This window comes from Nocardia sp. NPDC047038 (genome assembly GCF_040644075.1).
Lineage (GTDB): Bacteria > Actinomycetota > Actinomycetes > Mycobacteriales > Mycobacteriaceae > Nocardia > Nocardia sichangensis.
Window position 1 is genome coordinate 335109 of record NZ_JBEYVQ010000005.1, and the last position, 14541, is coordinate 349649.

Genomic DNA, 14541 nt, shown 5'->3' on the forward strand with positions numbered 1-14541 from the left:
CTATCCACGCGAACGTAGACTACGGCTTCTCCGAAAACTCGAACTGTGGATCGTCGTTGCTCCAGATTCGCACCTTTCCCCAATCGCCCTCCATGTAATACATCCCGTCAGTGTTGGTCAACACATCCACGTTTCCCAAATCTTCCGAGCCTGAAGCATCCTTATACTTCTGAAAAGATCGCTCTAGCCATTCGACGCGGCTCACTTTCACGAAAACGAGGTTGCCACGGACGTAGAAATGCTGCTCCCGGGCGCCGGGGGCGCGATACCTCGGGTGCTCGGGCGTCAGCACCGCCTCGAGGACGAACACGACTTCGGTAGGCCGCTCGATGATATCGAGGACGTAGCTATCCTCGAGGTACAGATTAGAAAGGACTGGGCAGTCCGAGTAATCTCGCGTCATGTACGAACCTAGTTCCATGGGGATACCGGCCAACTATTCGACAAAGTCAGGCCATCGACGTAGCAATTGTCCGAGCTCTTCACGAGATGAGAGTACCAACCACGCCGCGTCGACCGATGTATAAATCCTGTCTCCGACAGCGCTCCGCGCGAGCGGCATACGACCGACAGAATTCACCGGGTCAGCGACAAATCTCTGATCCGGATCGGATAAACCTCTACAGATAATTCGCCCGACAGATCGATTCCGCTGGTCGATATTTTGAATACCCCGCCCCGTTCGACCGCAATACGGTTCACCTGTTCTCGGAAAATATCCACCACGAGCATCGAGTCCTGCAACCAACGCACTCGCGCGGATCTCGCTATTACATCGTATGATAATTCCAGTTTGTTCCGATCGTCGGAGTCGATACTCACCACAAAGGAAGCGGCAGCTGCGGGGATGGCTACACGATCGGCCCCGAAAGCCTCCAAGAACTCCGACTCTTCCGGCTCGATGAACTCATAGTCGTCCACCTACACTCCTCCAACCATCGGGAATCGCGTTCTACTGATTACCATTCGCGAAAACATACCGCGTCACAGACTGAGAGCGTGGCGGGCCGGGCGCGCATGAACGCCACTCCGGCGAAGCCGTTTCCGTCGACGTTTGATTGTCCGAAACTTCACGACCATGCACTTACCGAGTGCATACTATTTATCTTTCGGAGCCAAATATCCGAAAAGCTGTTCGATCTGATTTATTCCTTCGCTCACTTCATGCGAGGGAGACTGATCCATGACCTTACGAGAATTCTGCAGGATCGGCAATCCATCATTGGTTTGCAACTCTTGTAAACGGTAGGCGATATAGTCGGAATCAGGATCGTCGACACGTCGCCCTAACTCTCCGAGGATGGCCACGAGTCCGGCTCGGCCACCGAAACGAGCCAGAACCTCGGTCGCTTCCAGTTCTACCGCCATATCATCGTCACCGAGAAGTTCAGACAGTCGTTGAATCACTTGCTCCGACGGGAGCATTTTCCCGAGTTCGGTAGCCGCACCCTCGCGCACCTTCCAGTCCGCCGAGTGCGAATCAGCCAGCACACGCGCTAGTTCCACGCTACTCCTATCATGGAATCTCGTCCGGTGTCGCGGGCCGGACCTGTTTCGTTAATTCTCGCACATAAACTGTTCCATCCGGTGCGACGTCATGGACCATCTCGACTACATGCGGCGTCGGCACGGATCCATGTGGCCGACCCGTCAGGTCGACCCGCTTTATACCCCTTCCATTTTCGTCATATTGTACGTAATTGGTTATGTTGCCATTTGCATCCTTCTTAACGACGTACCCGTTCGGTGGGCCGTGCGCGATGTCAATTCGGCGATCGGTCGTTACGGTAGCGTTGTCCAGTTCCTGCCGTAGCGACTTCTTCGGCAGCTTTCCGGAGGCATCGATTTTCCCGCGTAGCCGATCGCGTAGGTCGGTGACCACCTTTCTGGCCTTGACAGCGGCGTCCCTAGCCTCCTGGCGGATGCCGGCGATCTGGAGCGCCTTGCGGGCTCGCCAAGCGATGATGCCGTCTTTGATCTTCCCGGCCCATCGCCGCACCGTGTCCAGAGACTTGGCGGCGGTGACCGCGCCTGCGCCGAAGCTGATCAGCGACAGGCCGATGGTGATAGCGGCGTCGATGGCGAGCTCCTGGACGAGAGAATTCAAGAAGCCCTTGATCTCGTCGCGGAGTTCCGTCAGCGCGTCCTTGTACGCGATGCAGGACTGGCTGATCTGGGTGCACGAGGTAAGCAGTTGGTCGATGGAACCGGCCAGGGATTTGAGATCGTCTCGGATGTAGCCCGCGTCGTCGGCGGTGACACTGTCGAACAGGCTCGCCGCGATCGTGATCTTGTCGCGGGCGTTCGTGTTCTGGTAGATCGTGCCGAGGCGATCCCAGGCGTCGGCGGCCTTGGCGAGTTTTCCAGTGTCGCCGTCGGGAACGGGTATGCCGATGTGGCTGATGATATTGATGCCCTTGTCGACGATCCCTTGACCAGGGCCACCAGCGGAAGCCGGGACCGAGAACGGGCCGAACACGGGCATTCCGGGGTCTGTCGGCCGGTCCGGCTGCGGTGCGCCCTTCATGGTCGCGTTGGCTTGCGCGTGCGTGAAGCCGATGTCGTTGAGGGCGCTGCCGTATGCGTACAGCGTGGAGTGGACGTCCTGGAAGAATCCCACCGCTTCGTAGGCGGAGGTGTTGTACGAACGCGCCCACTCCTGGCCGTTCTCGTCCACGCCCGCCATCGATCCGCATTCGGACAGCTCCGCGAAGATGTACAGAAAGCTGTCCCGCAGCGCGGATGCGGCGTCGAAGCAGTTGGTGGCCGCTTGGTAGTAAGCCTTCGGATCGACAGCCAGAGCCGTCATACCCCGAGGATCCTCAAGCCCTCGGCAACAGCTCCGGTATAGCCGTCGTGGGCGAGTTTCACGGCCTCCTCCAAAGCCGTGAGCCCTTCGGCGATGTCGGTGGCACCCGCCAACCACTCGTCGTGCGCTTCCCGGTAGGCCACCATCGCCGCACCGGCCGACGCGGCGTCGACTTCCTTGACTTTCTGGTCGATCGCCGCCAGCCGATCGGCAAGCAACCCCGCGAAGCCTCGGATCCGGGCGGCCAAGTTCTCGAGTTTGTCGAGCTCGACCGAGAAGGCCTCTGCGTCGGACATACGGTCCCCCTCAGGGCAGATCGAGCGAGCTGACGCCCGCCGCGAATGATTGGTCGGCGCCGCGCACGGTGTCCGCGGTGATTCCCAGCTTCTCCGCCAGCTCGAACAGCGCATCCCACACCTGCACCGCCCCTTGATGGAACTCTTCCCATCCGGCTGTGAAAGCGCCTGCGTTGCTACCGGTCCAGCTCTCCAGCAAGTCGCGGACATCGGTCTCCAATGCCGAATACCCGTCCCGACACTGAGTGGCGACATCGAAGGCCAAGCGCCCCAGAGCTTTGACTGCATCGGTATCGACCGACAGCGATGGCTGCTCCCCGACCAACCCTCTGCCCCCTCTGTCACCGAACAGTCCCACCGACAAGGTACTCCGAGCATGGCGACGGGAAAAGCGCTGCCCGACAAGGCTGGATGCGAAAACGGTGCTCGCCCGGCAGCGGAACACCGATCAATCACTGCCCCAAAACGCAAGCGAGGGCACGGACTCGTATGGAGTCCGTGCCCTCGCTCCGGCTTCAGTTGGTGACGCTCAGCCGTGGGTCAGCTCACCAGGAACTCTTGCGCACGCCCGGCAGCTCGCCGCCGCAGACGCGGCACAAGCCGAGCTTGCGGTAGACCGTATGGGGGCGGCCGCAGCGGGTGTAGGCGCGGACAGCGAACTTCGGCTTGGCGTTACCCGCCCCTCCTACCCCGAATCGCCGACCGCATCGAGAAATCGGCGCTGCTCGTCGTGAAGCAGGGCACTTACCCGAGAGGTAATCGACTTCATTATCAAGACCCGACATGATGATGAGGTATCCGAGGATTGGAGAAAACGATGCCCTACTTCGAATCGCACGACGGCACCACCCTGCACTACCAGGACTGGGGTACCGGACAGCCGGTGCTCTTCCTGGCCGGTGGCTGGTTGAGCAGCACTTCGTGGGAGCTGCAAATGCTGCCGCTGTCCAAGCAGGGCCTGCGGTGCCTGTCGTACGACCGGCGTGGACACGGCAAGTCGGACTGGGTCGGGCACGGGTACGACTACGACACGCTGGCCGCGGATCTGGCCGCATTCCTGGACCATCTCGATCTGCGCGACGTCACCGTGGTCGCGCACTCGATGGCGGGCGGTGAGATCGTCCGGTATCTGACCCGGTACGGCAGCGATCGGATCAGCCGGGTCGCGCTGGTATCGGTGACGATGCCGTATTTCGCGCAAGCCGAGGACAATCCGAACGGCGTGCCGAAGGCGATCTTCGATGCGGTGGGCGCGGCCCGCGCCGCGGATCGGCCGCTGTGGATGGAACAGAACGCGCAGGCATTCTTCGCGACGCATCTGGGCAACCAGGTGTCTTCGGCGCGGATCGCGTGGATGGTGCAGAAGTGCATGGACTGTTCACTTCTCGCCGCGGACGAGATCATGAATACGATCTACCACGCCGACTTCCGCGACGAGTTGCGCGCACTCACCGTGCCCACGCTGGTCATCCACGGTGACGCCGACGCCTCGGCTCCCATCGACCTCTGCGGTCGGGTGATCAAGGATCTGATTCCCGGCAACACCTACAAGGAATACCCGGCGACCGGACACGGCATCATGATCTCGCACGCCACGCAGCTCAACGCCGACATCCTCGATTTCATCAAGGCATGAGGCCGGTGCGGTACCGGCGGATTGTCCCCGCCGCTACCACGCGACCCCCGACCAGTGCTTTCGGTACCGGCAGGTTGGCCGAGCCAGCGACTACCGAACCAGGTCGGCGAAGCTGATGTCGCCGAGCACCACGTCTTCCAGGCGGACGAATCCGTCACGGTGCGGGCGGTACTCGGCGGCGTGGGCGTCGAGGCGAAATTCCCGCACCTCTTCGATGTGCATCGACGACGTCGGAAGTCTTCACTCGGCTCTGCCGATCAAGAACGCGCTGGAGCCGGTCTCGAAGCGGCGGAACCGGTTCACGCTCCGAGACCGGTGGTGGCAGCGCGGAAATCAGTGGGGCGGATACCTCGAAGTCGCTTGAACGCCGCGCTGAAACCGAAAGCGTCCGCATAGCCGACGGCCTTCGCCACCTGCGCCACGGTGAGACTTCGGTCAGCCAGCAGTTCCTCCGCCTCATCCATCCGGCATTCGGTGAGGTACGCCAGGGGCGACTGGCCCATGACCTCGGAGAACCGCCGTGCGAACAGCGCCCGGGATACCCCCGCCTCGGCGGCCAGCGACGCGACTGTCCAACCGGCGGAGGGCTTTCCGTGCATGGCCTCCAACGCCGGCCCGACCACCGGATCGGCCGGCCCTCTGTACCACCCCGGCGCGTCGGCGTCCAGTTCATCGAACCAGTCGCGCAGCGTGCAGACCAGCGCCCAGTCGAGCAGCCGGTCCATCATCGCCTGCGCTCCGGCCGGACGCCGGGCGGCATCGGCGGCGATCGACTCCATCCACGCGCACACCTCCACGTCGTCGGTCACCACCAGGACGGGCGGCAGAGCACGCAGCAGACGTTCGTGGCGGCGGCCGGAAGCCCGATAGGCGCCGACGATCAGAGCGGTCTCACCGGTGAGGTCGTTTTCCCACCGACCGCCATCGAGCGCGGGATCGCATTTCGCGTCCGGCGCGAAGCAGGCGACCTCGTATTCCTCGTGCGGCAGGCCGACAGTATCGGCGCGGTCGACGAGAACGAACGGTTGCGGCCCGCGCACGATCGCGGTGTCCCCCATTGTGATCCGACGTTCCAGACCGCCCGGCAGTAGTAGTGTCCCCGCACCGCGCAGCACAGTCACCATGGTCAACGGCGCCTCGTCGGCGAACCGGATGCTCCACGGTGCTTCCAAGACCGCGGTAGTGAGCACAGCTCCCTCGGCGCGTATACCGCCCAGCAGTTTGCTCAGAGGATCCACACCATCGAGATTAGACGAACTCCTATCAGATGTAGATCTTCACCCATAGATCGTCCACTGCTCAGGGTATGGAATGGAAACCGGACCGAACAACCGATCGTCCGAATCTCCGGACCAACAGTGGAGGCCACCTTGCCGCACAACCCGACCGTGGACACCGCGATCACCCGCACCGCGCTGGTCGTCGTCGCCCATCCCCGGCCCGATTCGCTGACCGCCCATATCGCCGAACTGGCCATCCGGCGGCTCACCACGGACGGCTACCGGATCGACCTGCTGGACCTGCACGCCGAGAACTTCGATCCCCGGATGGCCGCCGCCGACCTTCCGGAATGGGGCAACCGGGAGAAGGCCTATTCCCCCGAGGTCGAGAGCCATATGGGGCGCATCCTCGGCGCCGACGTGATCGTCGCAGTGTTCCCGGTGTACTGGATGCAGGTCCCGGCGATTCTGAAGGGCTGGATCGATCGGGTGTGGAACTACGGATTCGCGTATGGCCGCAGCAAATCCCGGCTCGCGGGCAAGCGGATGCTGTGGCTGGGACTGGCGGGCGTGGCAGACGACGACGCGCTCGTCGGACCCATGCAGGATGCGCTCAGCGCGCAACTCGACGACGGCATCGCCTATTACTGCGGGCTCGCGCAGTCATCGGTGGGATTGTTGCCCGGCGCGGAAGAGAAGCGGCAGCGCCTGGATGCGGCGGGCAACCTGCTACTCGACGAAGCCCTCACCGGCGCGGCGCGCGAAGCGCACTACGCGGAGTTGGACAACCGGGCGCTGGGCTTCGTCGACGAATTCCTCGCCGCCGACCGGGTTCCGGCCTGACCACACAGTCGAGCGCGGCATCGAACCAGCTCGAAATCATGAACACTGAGCGAGGGCACGGACTCCTAGGAGTCCGTGCCCTCGCTCAGTGTTCAGTTGGTGACGCGCAGAGCGTCAGCTCACCAGGAGCTCTTGTGCACGCCCGGGAGCTCGCCGCGGTGGGCCATCTCGCGCAGGCACACGCGGCAGAGGCCGAACTTGCGGTAGACCGCGTGGGGGCGGCCGGCCCGTGTGGTTGTTCCACTCGTCCATCTCGATACCCCTAGTAAGGAAAGGCGTTTTACAGTCGGACGCTGGATCACAAGCCGTTGCGTCACCAAACGAGTAGTGACGCCAGGATCGAAACGCCCAGGCCCAGCCAGGAGATCGCGATTCCCGTTCCGAACTGCCGAGCCCTACCCTTCGACAGCCATAGGACGACAACTATCGCCACCTCGACAGCCAGGACGAAGGCGTACAGAAAGAGCAGATAGTACGCCGTGGCGATCAGGGGAACCGCATTGACCAGCATGGCCATCGAGCATCCAGTGAAGGAGGTCCGGCTGAATCCAGAGGGCGAATCCTCGTCATCGGTCGATGCGACTGCGATACAGAGCGCCACCAGCGGCAGAGCCAAGGGAAAGAACCGCAGTGCCGGTACGCCAAGCAGCACGAAGGATGCGGTGATCACACCGAGCGCGACACCCCTCCACTTGGGAGAGCTCGACCATGCCAGTCCGAACGCGATGAGCGCGCCGACCGCGGATACGACCAAATAGCAGCCGACGGGTGGCTCATTTCGATCCGAATAGATCACCGCCATCGCGGCTGCCACAGCAATGAGCTGGGGAATGAACCACAGCGAGGTGGACCACGTCGCGGCAGTCCAATACCCGTAGCCAGTCCGTAAGGCGCGAAGGCCGGCCATCGTTCACCCTCCCTCTGATACATAAACCGCATCCCTTGGTACCGAATCGGACGGCGGAGCTTACCTGCCCAATGGATGATCGTCTTCGGTGATTGTGCGGACCGACGGGGCTTTATCGGGTGTCCCAGCCGCAGTCCCTGGAAGATCGGTGGTCACCGGGAATCCAGGAGGCTGATCACCTGGATACTCCTGGTACGTCCTGAACTGGTCGAAGACGTTCGGATCGGTCCCGGGAAGCTCGTGATGGAAAGGCAGGTTCACGCCCGGACCCCACGAACGGCCGGATGCAGCCGGGTCCACGGTGATCGTCCGAGTGCTGCCATCCGGGCGGTCCTGGTAAGCCTCGAGGGAAGGGTAGTCCGAACGAGCACCTTGTATCTGGACGCCGTCCTGTCCGGGAACAAAGACCAAGTCGCCGTTGACCGATATCGGATGCTCGGACATCGGCCCTGGAGGATTTCTGGCTATGTCCGGCGCAAACGGATTGGCGGCGTCATAGCGGATACGCACTGTGCCGTCATCTGTCTGCCAAACGGTCGCCTCGGGGGCGCCGACCTTGGACACTCCAGGACTACCGTCGGGATTCTGATCGACCGATGGGTTCTGCCGGATGACGACGATACCGTTCTCGTAGTCCACATATGTAGCGACGCGTGTGTGTTCGGGATCGAAGTTGGGATCAGCCGTCCGATTGTCACCCATGTCCCGGTTCGTCGGCGGAAAGCTTGTTACATCGCGCTGCTCGATGTACTGACTCGTCCGCACGACCCCTTGGTCTTGGACCGGATTGATGCGGACCACTCGAATTTCTGGCCCAACTCCTTGATACTTCGGATCGTAACTCTTCGGATTCAGCGCCTCCGCAGTGGTCCAATCGGTAGCGCTGGTTGGTGGCCGACCGAACGCCTGCTGAAACGCTGCAGCGGAGGTTTGAATGCGTTCAGGGTCTGCCCTCGAGTCCTCCAACCGGTTGGCCTGGATCGCGGCGTTGGCCGCCGCGAGCACTGACTCAGGCGCCATGGCCGTTAGTTCGTCATTCGCAGCCGAGATCTTCGCGCCCCACTGCGTGTCGAATGCCTCGAGTGTCGAGATCAGGCCACCCAGCCTCGAAAGCTGCACCCCTGCTTCCGAATTCCAATCTTCTACACCACTGATGCTCCAGTCGTCGCCGACCGTGACCGGGAGCGCTACATAGTGCTGGAAAATCGTGCGGATCTCAGAGATCGGGTGGGCCATATCGCGAGCGGCGCCGGCACAGGCGGTACTGAGGTCATCGTAAGCTGTTGCGATAGCGCGCATCTGGGCCTGCTCGCGATCAGCACGCCGCTCCGCCGCACTTCTCGCATCACCTCTCCAACCGAGTCCGTAGATCGTGCCGTGCATCGCGTTGGATGCCGTGATGATCACTTCCGCGATGCGACTCGCGTTATCGGCTACCGCCTGAAGGCCAGAAACATCCCAGTTCAGGACTTCGATAGGGGTGGGCACAGCTCACCGTCCTCCGTGCGGGTCACCCGAATTGATGTCCGACACTGCCGCTAGGCGATTGGCCGCGTCGGCATCTGTGTTCTGGAACTTGTCGGCCGACAACGCCAGCAGAGCGGAGAACTGATTGAACCGAGCCCGCAAAACATCTTTGGCCGTCTTACTCTTGCCATCACTGCCACTGAGCGCCGTCCCGACGGCGGAGCCCTTCAACTTTGCGGCGACAGGTTCAGCACCTAGATGCGGTGCACGATCTATTTCGCCGGGCAACAGCGCCATAGATCCTGCCGCCGCACGCAGCGTGTCCGGGTCTACTTCGAATGCCATCCCGCCCCCTTGTGATTCGCAATCGGCATGTCGCGAATCACCCGTAAGTACAGCTGCCACCGAGGCCGACTGAGCTCGGTACAGCTTAACCGGTTGCCGATCGCAACCCCAGACTGACATCACGGGAGCAAGGCACTCTCCTCGAGAAAGTCCGCTGGGACCGAGATCCGTCAGCCGCTACCGGACCAAGTCGGCGAAGCTGATGTCGCCTTCGCCAGCGGTATCTTCGTGCAGCTGGTGGTACTGCAGCTCGGTCAGCTCCTGCGGGCAAGTGATCCGAGGCTCGGGTCGTCACGACAAAAGTCTATGCAAGTCCGCCGTAACGATGGCCCTGAACGCGAGCGAGGGCACGGACTCGCATGGAGTCCGTGCCCTCGTTCAGTGTTCAGTTGGTGACGCGCAGAGCGTCAGCTCACCAGGAGCTCTTGTGCACGCCCGGGAGCTCGCCGCGGTGCGCCATCTCGCGCAGGCACACGCGGCAGAGGCCGAACTTGCGGTAGACCGCGTGGGGGCGGCCGCAGCGCTGGCAGCGGGTGTAGGCGCGGACAGCGAACTTCGGCTTGGCGTTGGCCTTGTTGACCAGTGCTTTCTTAGCCATGTGCTCAGTTCTCCTTGAACGGGAAGCCGAGGTGCTTGAGCAGGGCACGGCCTTCTTCGTTGTTGGTCGCGGTGGTCACCACGGTGATGTCCATACCACGCGGACGGTCGATCCGGTCCACGTCGATCTCGTGGAACATCGACTGCTCGCTCAGGCCGAACGTGTAGTTGCCGTTGCCGTCGAACTGCTTCGGCGACAGGCCGCGGAAGTCGCGGATACGCGGCAGCGCGATGGAGACCAGGCGGTCGAGGAACTCCCACATGCGGTCGCCGCGCAGGGTGACCTTCGCGCCGATCGGCATGCCCTCACGCAGCTTGAACTGCGCGATGGACTTGGTCGCCTTGCGGATCTGCGGCTTCTGACCGGTGATCAGGGCCAGGTCCTCGACGGCGCCGTTGATCAGCTTCGCGTCGCGGGCGGCGTCGCCGACACCCATGTTGACGACGACCTTCACCACGCCCGGGATCTGCATCACGTTGGCGTAGGAGAATTCCTTGTTCAGCGCGTCCTTGATCTCTTCGCGGTAGCGCTGCTTCAGCCGGGGCTGCACTTTTTCGGTCGTGGTCATGTCAGATGTCCTTCCCGTTCTTACGGGAGATCCGGACCCGCTTGCCGCTCTCCTCGTCGGTCCGGTAGCCGACGCGGGCCGGCTTGCCGTCGGAGTCGACGACCATCACGTTGGAGACGTGGATGGGGGCTTCCTGGGTCACGATGCCGCCCGAGGAGGCGCCGCGCTGGTTGGCGGAGTTCGCGACGTGCTTCTTGATGCGGTTCACGCCCTCGACGAGAACCCGGTTCTCCTTCGGGTAGGCCTGGATGACCTTGCCCTTGGCACCCTTGTCCTTGCCCGAGATGACGAGCACGGTGTCGCCCTTGTGCACCTTCATGTCAGAGCACCTCCGGGGCCAGCGAGACGATCTTCATGAACTTCTTGTCGCGCAGCTCGCGGCCCACCGGGCCGAAGATGCGGGTGCCGCGCGGGTCGTTGTCCGCCTTGATGAGCACGGCCGCGTTCTCGTCGAACTTGATGTAGGAACCGTCCGGACGACGGCGCTCCTTGGTGGTGCGCACGACGACGGCCTTGACGACGTCACCCCGCTTCACGTTGCCGCCGGGGATGGCGTCCTTCACGGTAGCGACGATGATGTCGCCGATACCGGCATAGCGACGCGACGAACCGCCGAGAACGCGGATGCAAAGGATCTCCTTCGCGCCCGTGTTGTCGGCGACGCGCAGTCGCGACTCCTGCTGAATCACTTCAGCGTCCTCCTTGACCTGGACGTATGTGCACGCCGGATTGCCGACCCGACGGGCATGGTCGGTCGCCCTCCGGACGCGCGCCTGCCAGCGGTTTTCTCGGTTCGAGCCAGAAACGCGGAACCAACCACTGGGGGTTCACTGCCGGATTGCGGGCACAGCTCCCGCAGGCAACCGGTCTAGTGTATGGGAATCCGCAGGTCGTTCCCAAATCGGGGGTGGTCGCCGGCCCGCACGACGACGCTCGTCCCCAATCCGGGCCGGACCGGCGCCGCGCCGGTAGCCTCGTGTCCTGCAAGGCTGCCTTCGTACACCAGCGGCACCGCCGCGTCGGGGAGAGGATTCTCGTGACATCTACCGGTCGGCCAGCGAAGCTGGATCGTCGTGCCTTCCTGATCGCCCTCGGAGCCGTCCCGGCCGCCGCCGCGCTGGTCGCCTGTTCGGACGACACCGAACCCGCGAGCAGGACGCTGACCGGCGTCGATCTCAGCGGAGCGGACGAGACTATACGGCCGCAGGACGACCTGTACCGGCACGTCAACGGGAAATGGCTGCGGGAGTACCAGCTGCCGCCGGACAAGGTCAGCTACGGCTCGGGCAGCGAGGCGGGCGAGCGCACCGAGCAGCAGTTGCGCGAGATCATCGACGGTATCCACGACCCGAAGCCCGGCTCGGAAGAACAGCAGATCAGGGATCTCTACGACGCCAGGGTGGATTGGGACGAGATCGAGCGGCTCGGCATGACGCCGTTGGCGCCGCTGTTCGCGAAGATCGATGGGGCCGCCACCAAGCCGGAGTTGGCCAAGGTGATGGCCGAGTTGCCGATCGGCGGGCTGATCGGGCTCGGCATCGGCGTCGACCGGAAGAATTCCAACGCCTACATCCCCTCGGTCGGCCAGTCCGGACTCGGGCTCGGGGAGCAGTACTACCGGAAGCCCGAATACGCCGAGGTGCTCGGGCAGTACCGCACCTTCCTCGAGCGCGTCGCCGCGGGCGCGGGATGGGCCGACCCGGCCGGTGTCGCTCAGCGGGTGTTCGATCTGGAGAAGCGCATCGCCCCCGCGCACTGGGACAACGTACGCAACCGCGACACCGACGCGACCTACAACGTCTACAGCTGGACCGATATGACCGCTCTCGCCCCGGGCTTCGACTGGGATCCGTGGCTGGCGGGCAACACCGACCGCCCACGCGAGTTGTTCGCGACGATCGTGGTCAACCAGCCGTCCTTCATCACGGCAGCGGGTCAGCTGTGGACCGAGGTGGACATCGCCACGTGGCGGGACTACTTGAAGTTGGCCGTGTTGCGGGAGTTCGCGCCCTATCTGCCGAAGGCCGTCAACGACGCGAATTTCGACTTCAAGGGCAGGATTCTCAACGGACAGGACGAGCGCCCGGAACGCTGGAAGTACGGCGTGAGCATCGTCGACGACAAGCTCGGCGAGCAGCTCGGGAAACTCTATGTGGCCAAGCATTTCCCGCCGGAAGCCAAGGATCGCGCCAAGGAAATGCTCGCCGACGTGATCGCGGCCTACCGGGAGAACTTCACCAATTCGACCTGGATGTCGCCTGCCACCAGGGCGGCATCGCTGGCGAAGCTGGACAAGATCGATCCCAAGATCGGTTATCCGGACAAGTGGGTCGACTACTCGAAGCTGAAGATCACCAAGGGCAAGCTGATCGAGTCGTTGCTCGCCATCAACGAGTTCGAGGTCAAGCGGACGTTCGCGCGCCTGGGCACGCCCGTCGACAAGACCGAATGGGGGATGTCGCCGCAAACGGTGAACGCCTACTACTCCGCGGCGTCCAACCAGATCGTCTTCCCGGCCGCCTACCTTCAGCCGCCCTTCTTCGACAAGGACGCTCTGCCCGCGGTCAATTTCGGTGCGGTCGGGTCCACCATCGGGCACGAGATCGGCCACGGCTTCGACGACCAGGGCTCCAAGTACGACGGCGACGGCAACCGCCGCGACTGGTGGACGCCAGAGGATCGCGCCGCGTTCGACGCCAAGGCCAAACAACTGGTCGACCAATACAACGCGCTCGTGCCAGAGGGGCTGGAGCCGACCCAGCACGTCAACGGCGAACTCACCGTGGGCGAGAACCTCGCCGACCTGCGCGGCCTGCAGATCACGCTGGCCGCCTTCCGCATCGCCGAAAAGCGCCGCGGTATCGACAATCCCGACTACCGCACCATGTTCCTGTCCTGGGCCCGCAGCTGGCGTGAGAAGCAGACGAAAGAACTCACCGTCCGCTACCTCAGCATCGACAGTCACTCCCCCAACGAATTCCGCTGCAACCAGGTCGTGCGCAATCTCGACGAGTTCTACAAGATTTTCGAGCTGAAAGAAGGCGACAAGTTGTACATGCCGCCCGATCAGCGGGTGACATTCTGAGCGAAGCGAGGTTCGAGCCTGCCCGTCGCGGCGGGCTCGATCGCTACGCGGACCGGAGCAGACCGTCGATGAGGGCGGCGAGGCCCAGGTCGTAGGTGTCCTGAGCGGCCAGGGACAGGTAGTCGGAGCCGAGGGCGGCCAAGCGGGGGAAGATGTCGGCGTCGAGGTCGGCGAAGACTTGTGCGCGGAAGGTGGGGCGGTCCTCCGCGGCCCTGCGGGCGGATCGGGCGCGCACGATGAGGTCGCCCGCCGTGTAATGCCAGATGACGCGGTACGCCTGGGCGGCGCGGTCCAGCGGTAGACCTCCCGCGACGAATCCGTCCACGATGGATTCGCTGACCCAGAGCGCCGAGACGCCCAAAAGGTCGTCGGCGGTGAGGATTTCGACGATCCACGGCCGTGCGGCGAGCACGTCGTGCATGGCGCGCGCCGCGACGCGGACGCGCTCGCGCGGCTCCGCCGGCAGGTCCGGCCACGCCACCTGGTCGGCGTACTCGTTGAGCAGTAGACGCAGCAGGTCTTCCTTGTCCCGGACGTGGTGGTAGAGCGCCATCGGCGTGCAGCCGAGTTCGGTGGCGAGGCGGCGCATGGTCAGCTTCGCCACGCCCTCGGCCTCGATCACCGAATTGGCCGCCGCGAGGATCTCCGCTCGGGAGATACGCGCAGGTCGGCCGGTGCGTTGTGGCTGAGATGACGAACTCGGCATCCGTCCATCTTCGCCCATCCGCAGAACCGGGTGTGGACACGGGGCGACTCGCGCGGTTACT

General features: G+C 63.3%; 20 protein-coding genes and 1 pseudogene. 3 read left to right on the forward strand and 18 right to left on the reverse strand.

Annotation, left to right across the window (positions count from 1 at the left end; all coding sequences use genetic code 11):
- Nucleotides 1-19: 19 nt before the first annotated feature.
- The 7 genes from ABZ824_RS20795 to ABZ824_RS20825 all read right to left on the reverse strand — a co-directional run bounded on the left by ABZ824_RS20795 (nucleotide 20) and on the right by ABZ824_RS20825 (nucleotide 3821).
- Complete coding sequence (locus ABZ824_RS20795) at nucleotides 20-403, reverse strand: hypothetical protein (RefSeq protein WP_356964802.1); 384 nt, start codon at nucleotides 401-403, stop codon at nucleotides 20-22.
- A 173-nt stretch (nucleotides 404-576) separates the two neighbouring features.
- On the reverse strand, nucleotides 577-921 hold the full coding sequence (locus tag ABZ824_RS20800) for a hypothetical protein (protein ID WP_356964804.1): 345 nt from the start codon (nucleotides 919-921) through the stop codon (nucleotides 577-579).
- 177 nt (nucleotides 922-1098) lie between these two features.
- Entirely contained in the window at nucleotides 1099-1506 is a 408-nt protein-coding gene (locus ABZ824_RS20805) for a HEAT repeat domain-containing protein (protein WP_356964805.1), read from the reverse strand.
- 10 nt (nucleotides 1507-1516) lie between these two features.
- Nucleotides 1517-2809 carry a polymorphic toxin type 24 domain-containing protein gene (locus ABZ824_RS20810; RefSeq protein WP_356964806.1) on the reverse strand — a complete coding sequence of 431 codons (1293 nt, stop codon included), beginning with the start codon at nucleotides 2807-2809 and terminating at the stop codon, nucleotides 1517-1519.
- A complete protein-coding gene (locus ABZ824_RS20815; protein WP_356964807.1) occupies nucleotides 2806-3105 on the reverse strand; it encodes a WXG100 family type VII secretion target in 300 nt (99 codons plus the stop codon). The genes ABZ824_RS20810 and ABZ824_RS20815 overlap by 4 nt, the downstream gene beginning before the upstream one ends.
- A 10-nt stretch (nucleotides 3106-3115) precedes the next feature.
- Nucleotides 3116-3430 carry a WXG100 family type VII secretion target gene (locus tag ABZ824_RS20820; protein WP_356964808.1) on the reverse strand — a complete coding sequence of 105 codons (315 nt, stop codon included), beginning with the start codon at nucleotides 3428-3430 and terminating at the stop codon, nucleotides 3116-3118.
- A gap of 220 nt (nucleotides 3431-3650) precedes the next feature.
- Nucleotides 3651-3821 (reverse strand): hypothetical protein, encoded by a 171-nt coding sequence (locus tag ABZ824_RS20825; RefSeq protein ID WP_356964896.1) that lies wholly within the window; start codon nucleotides 3819-3821, stop codon nucleotides 3651-3653.
- Nucleotides 3822-3922: 101 nt separating this feature from the next.
- Between ABZ824_RS20825 and ABZ824_RS20830 the strand changes: the two genes are divergently transcribed.
- Nucleotides 3923-4741, forward strand: a complete 819-nt coding sequence (locus ABZ824_RS20830; RefSeq protein WP_356964810.1) for an alpha/beta hydrolase — start codon at nucleotides 3923-3925, stop codon at nucleotides 4739-4741.
- 90 nt (nucleotides 4742-4831) lie between these two features.
- On the opposite strand, the gene ABZ824_RS20835 is transcribed toward ABZ824_RS20830, so the two are convergent.
- Both ABZ824_RS20835 and ABZ824_RS20840 read right to left on the reverse strand, forming a co-directional pair.
- Complete coding sequence (locus ABZ824_RS20835) at nucleotides 4832-4963, reverse strand: hypothetical protein (RefSeq protein ID WP_356964811.1); 132 nt, start codon at nucleotides 4961-4963, stop codon at nucleotides 4832-4834.
- A 77-nt stretch (nucleotides 4964-5040) separates the two neighbouring features.
- Nucleotides 5041-5979 carry an AraC family transcriptional regulator gene (locus ABZ824_RS20840; protein WP_356964813.1) on the reverse strand — a complete coding sequence of 313 codons (939 nt, stop codon included), beginning with the start codon at nucleotides 5977-5979 and terminating at the stop codon, nucleotides 5041-5043.
- A 132-nt stretch (nucleotides 5980-6111) separates the two neighbouring features.
- Between ABZ824_RS20840 and ABZ824_RS20845 the strand changes: the two genes are divergently transcribed.
- Nucleotides 6112-6804: an NAD(P)H oxidoreductase gene (locus ABZ824_RS20845; RefSeq protein ID WP_356964814.1), complete on the forward strand. Its 693-nt coding sequence runs from the start codon at nucleotides 6112-6114 to the stop codon at nucleotides 6802-6804.
- A gap of 119 nt (nucleotides 6805-6923) precedes the next feature.
- On the opposite strand, the pseudogene rpsN reads toward ABZ824_RS20845, so the two are convergent.
- The 8 genes and pseudogenes from rpsN to rplN all read right to left on the reverse strand — a co-directional run.
- Nucleotides 6924-7034, reverse strand: a pseudogene (rpsN, locus tag ABZ824_RS20850) (30S ribosomal protein S14); the annotation flags it as partial.
- An 83-nt stretch (nucleotides 7035-7117) separates the two neighbouring features.
- Complete coding sequence (locus tag ABZ824_RS20855) at nucleotides 7118-7711, reverse strand: hypothetical protein (RefSeq protein ID WP_356964815.1); 594 nt, start codon at nucleotides 7709-7711, stop codon at nucleotides 7118-7120.
- Between the two features lie 60 nt (nucleotides 7712-7771).
- Entirely contained in the window at nucleotides 7772-9199 is a 1428-nt protein-coding gene (locus ABZ824_RS20860; RefSeq protein WP_356964816.1) for a WXG100 family type VII secretion target, read from the reverse strand.
- A 3-nt stretch (nucleotides 9200-9202) separates the two neighbouring features.
- Nucleotides 9203-9523 carry a hypothetical protein gene (locus ABZ824_RS20865; protein WP_356964818.1) on the reverse strand — a complete coding sequence of 107 codons (321 nt, stop codon included), beginning with the start codon at nucleotides 9521-9523 and terminating at the stop codon, nucleotides 9203-9205.
- A gap of 412 nt (nucleotides 9524-9935) precedes the next feature.
- A complete protein-coding gene (locus tag ABZ824_RS20870; RefSeq protein WP_014981705.1) occupies nucleotides 9936-10121 on the reverse strand; it encodes a type Z 30S ribosomal protein S14 in 186 nt (61 codons plus the stop codon).
- A 4-nt stretch (nucleotides 10122-10125) separates the two neighbouring features.
- Entirely contained in the window at nucleotides 10126-10689 is a 564-nt protein-coding gene (rplE, locus tag ABZ824_RS20875; RefSeq protein WP_355076098.1) for a 50S ribosomal protein L5, read from the reverse strand.
- A gap of 1 nt (nucleotide 10690) precedes the next feature.
- Nucleotides 10691-11008 carry a 50S ribosomal protein L24 gene (gene rplX / locus ABZ824_RS20880; protein WP_039795507.1) on the reverse strand — a complete coding sequence of 106 codons (318 nt, stop codon included), beginning with the start codon at nucleotides 11006-11008 and terminating at the stop codon, nucleotides 10691-10693.
- Nucleotide 11009: 1 nt separating this feature from the next.
- Nucleotides 11010-11378 carry a 50S ribosomal protein L14 gene (gene rplN / locus ABZ824_RS20885; RefSeq protein WP_039795505.1) on the reverse strand — a complete coding sequence of 123 codons (369 nt, stop codon included), beginning with the start codon at nucleotides 11376-11378 and terminating at the stop codon, nucleotides 11010-11012.
- 347 nt (nucleotides 11379-11725) lie between these two features.
- Here rplN and ABZ824_RS20890 point away from each other — a divergent pair, with 347 nt between their 5' ends.
- Entirely contained in the window at nucleotides 11726-13774 is a 2049-nt protein-coding gene (locus ABZ824_RS20890; RefSeq protein WP_356964819.1) for a M13 family metallopeptidase, read from the forward strand.
- 43 nt (nucleotides 13775-13817) lie between these two features.
- Here ABZ824_RS20890 and ABZ824_RS20895 read toward each other — a convergent pair whose 3' ends face one another.
- Nucleotides 13818-14480 (reverse strand): TetR/AcrR family transcriptional regulator, encoded by a 663-nt coding sequence (locus ABZ824_RS20895; protein ID WP_356964821.1) that lies wholly within the window; start codon nucleotides 14478-14480, stop codon nucleotides 13818-13820.
- Nucleotides 14481-14541 lie beyond the last annotated feature (61 nt).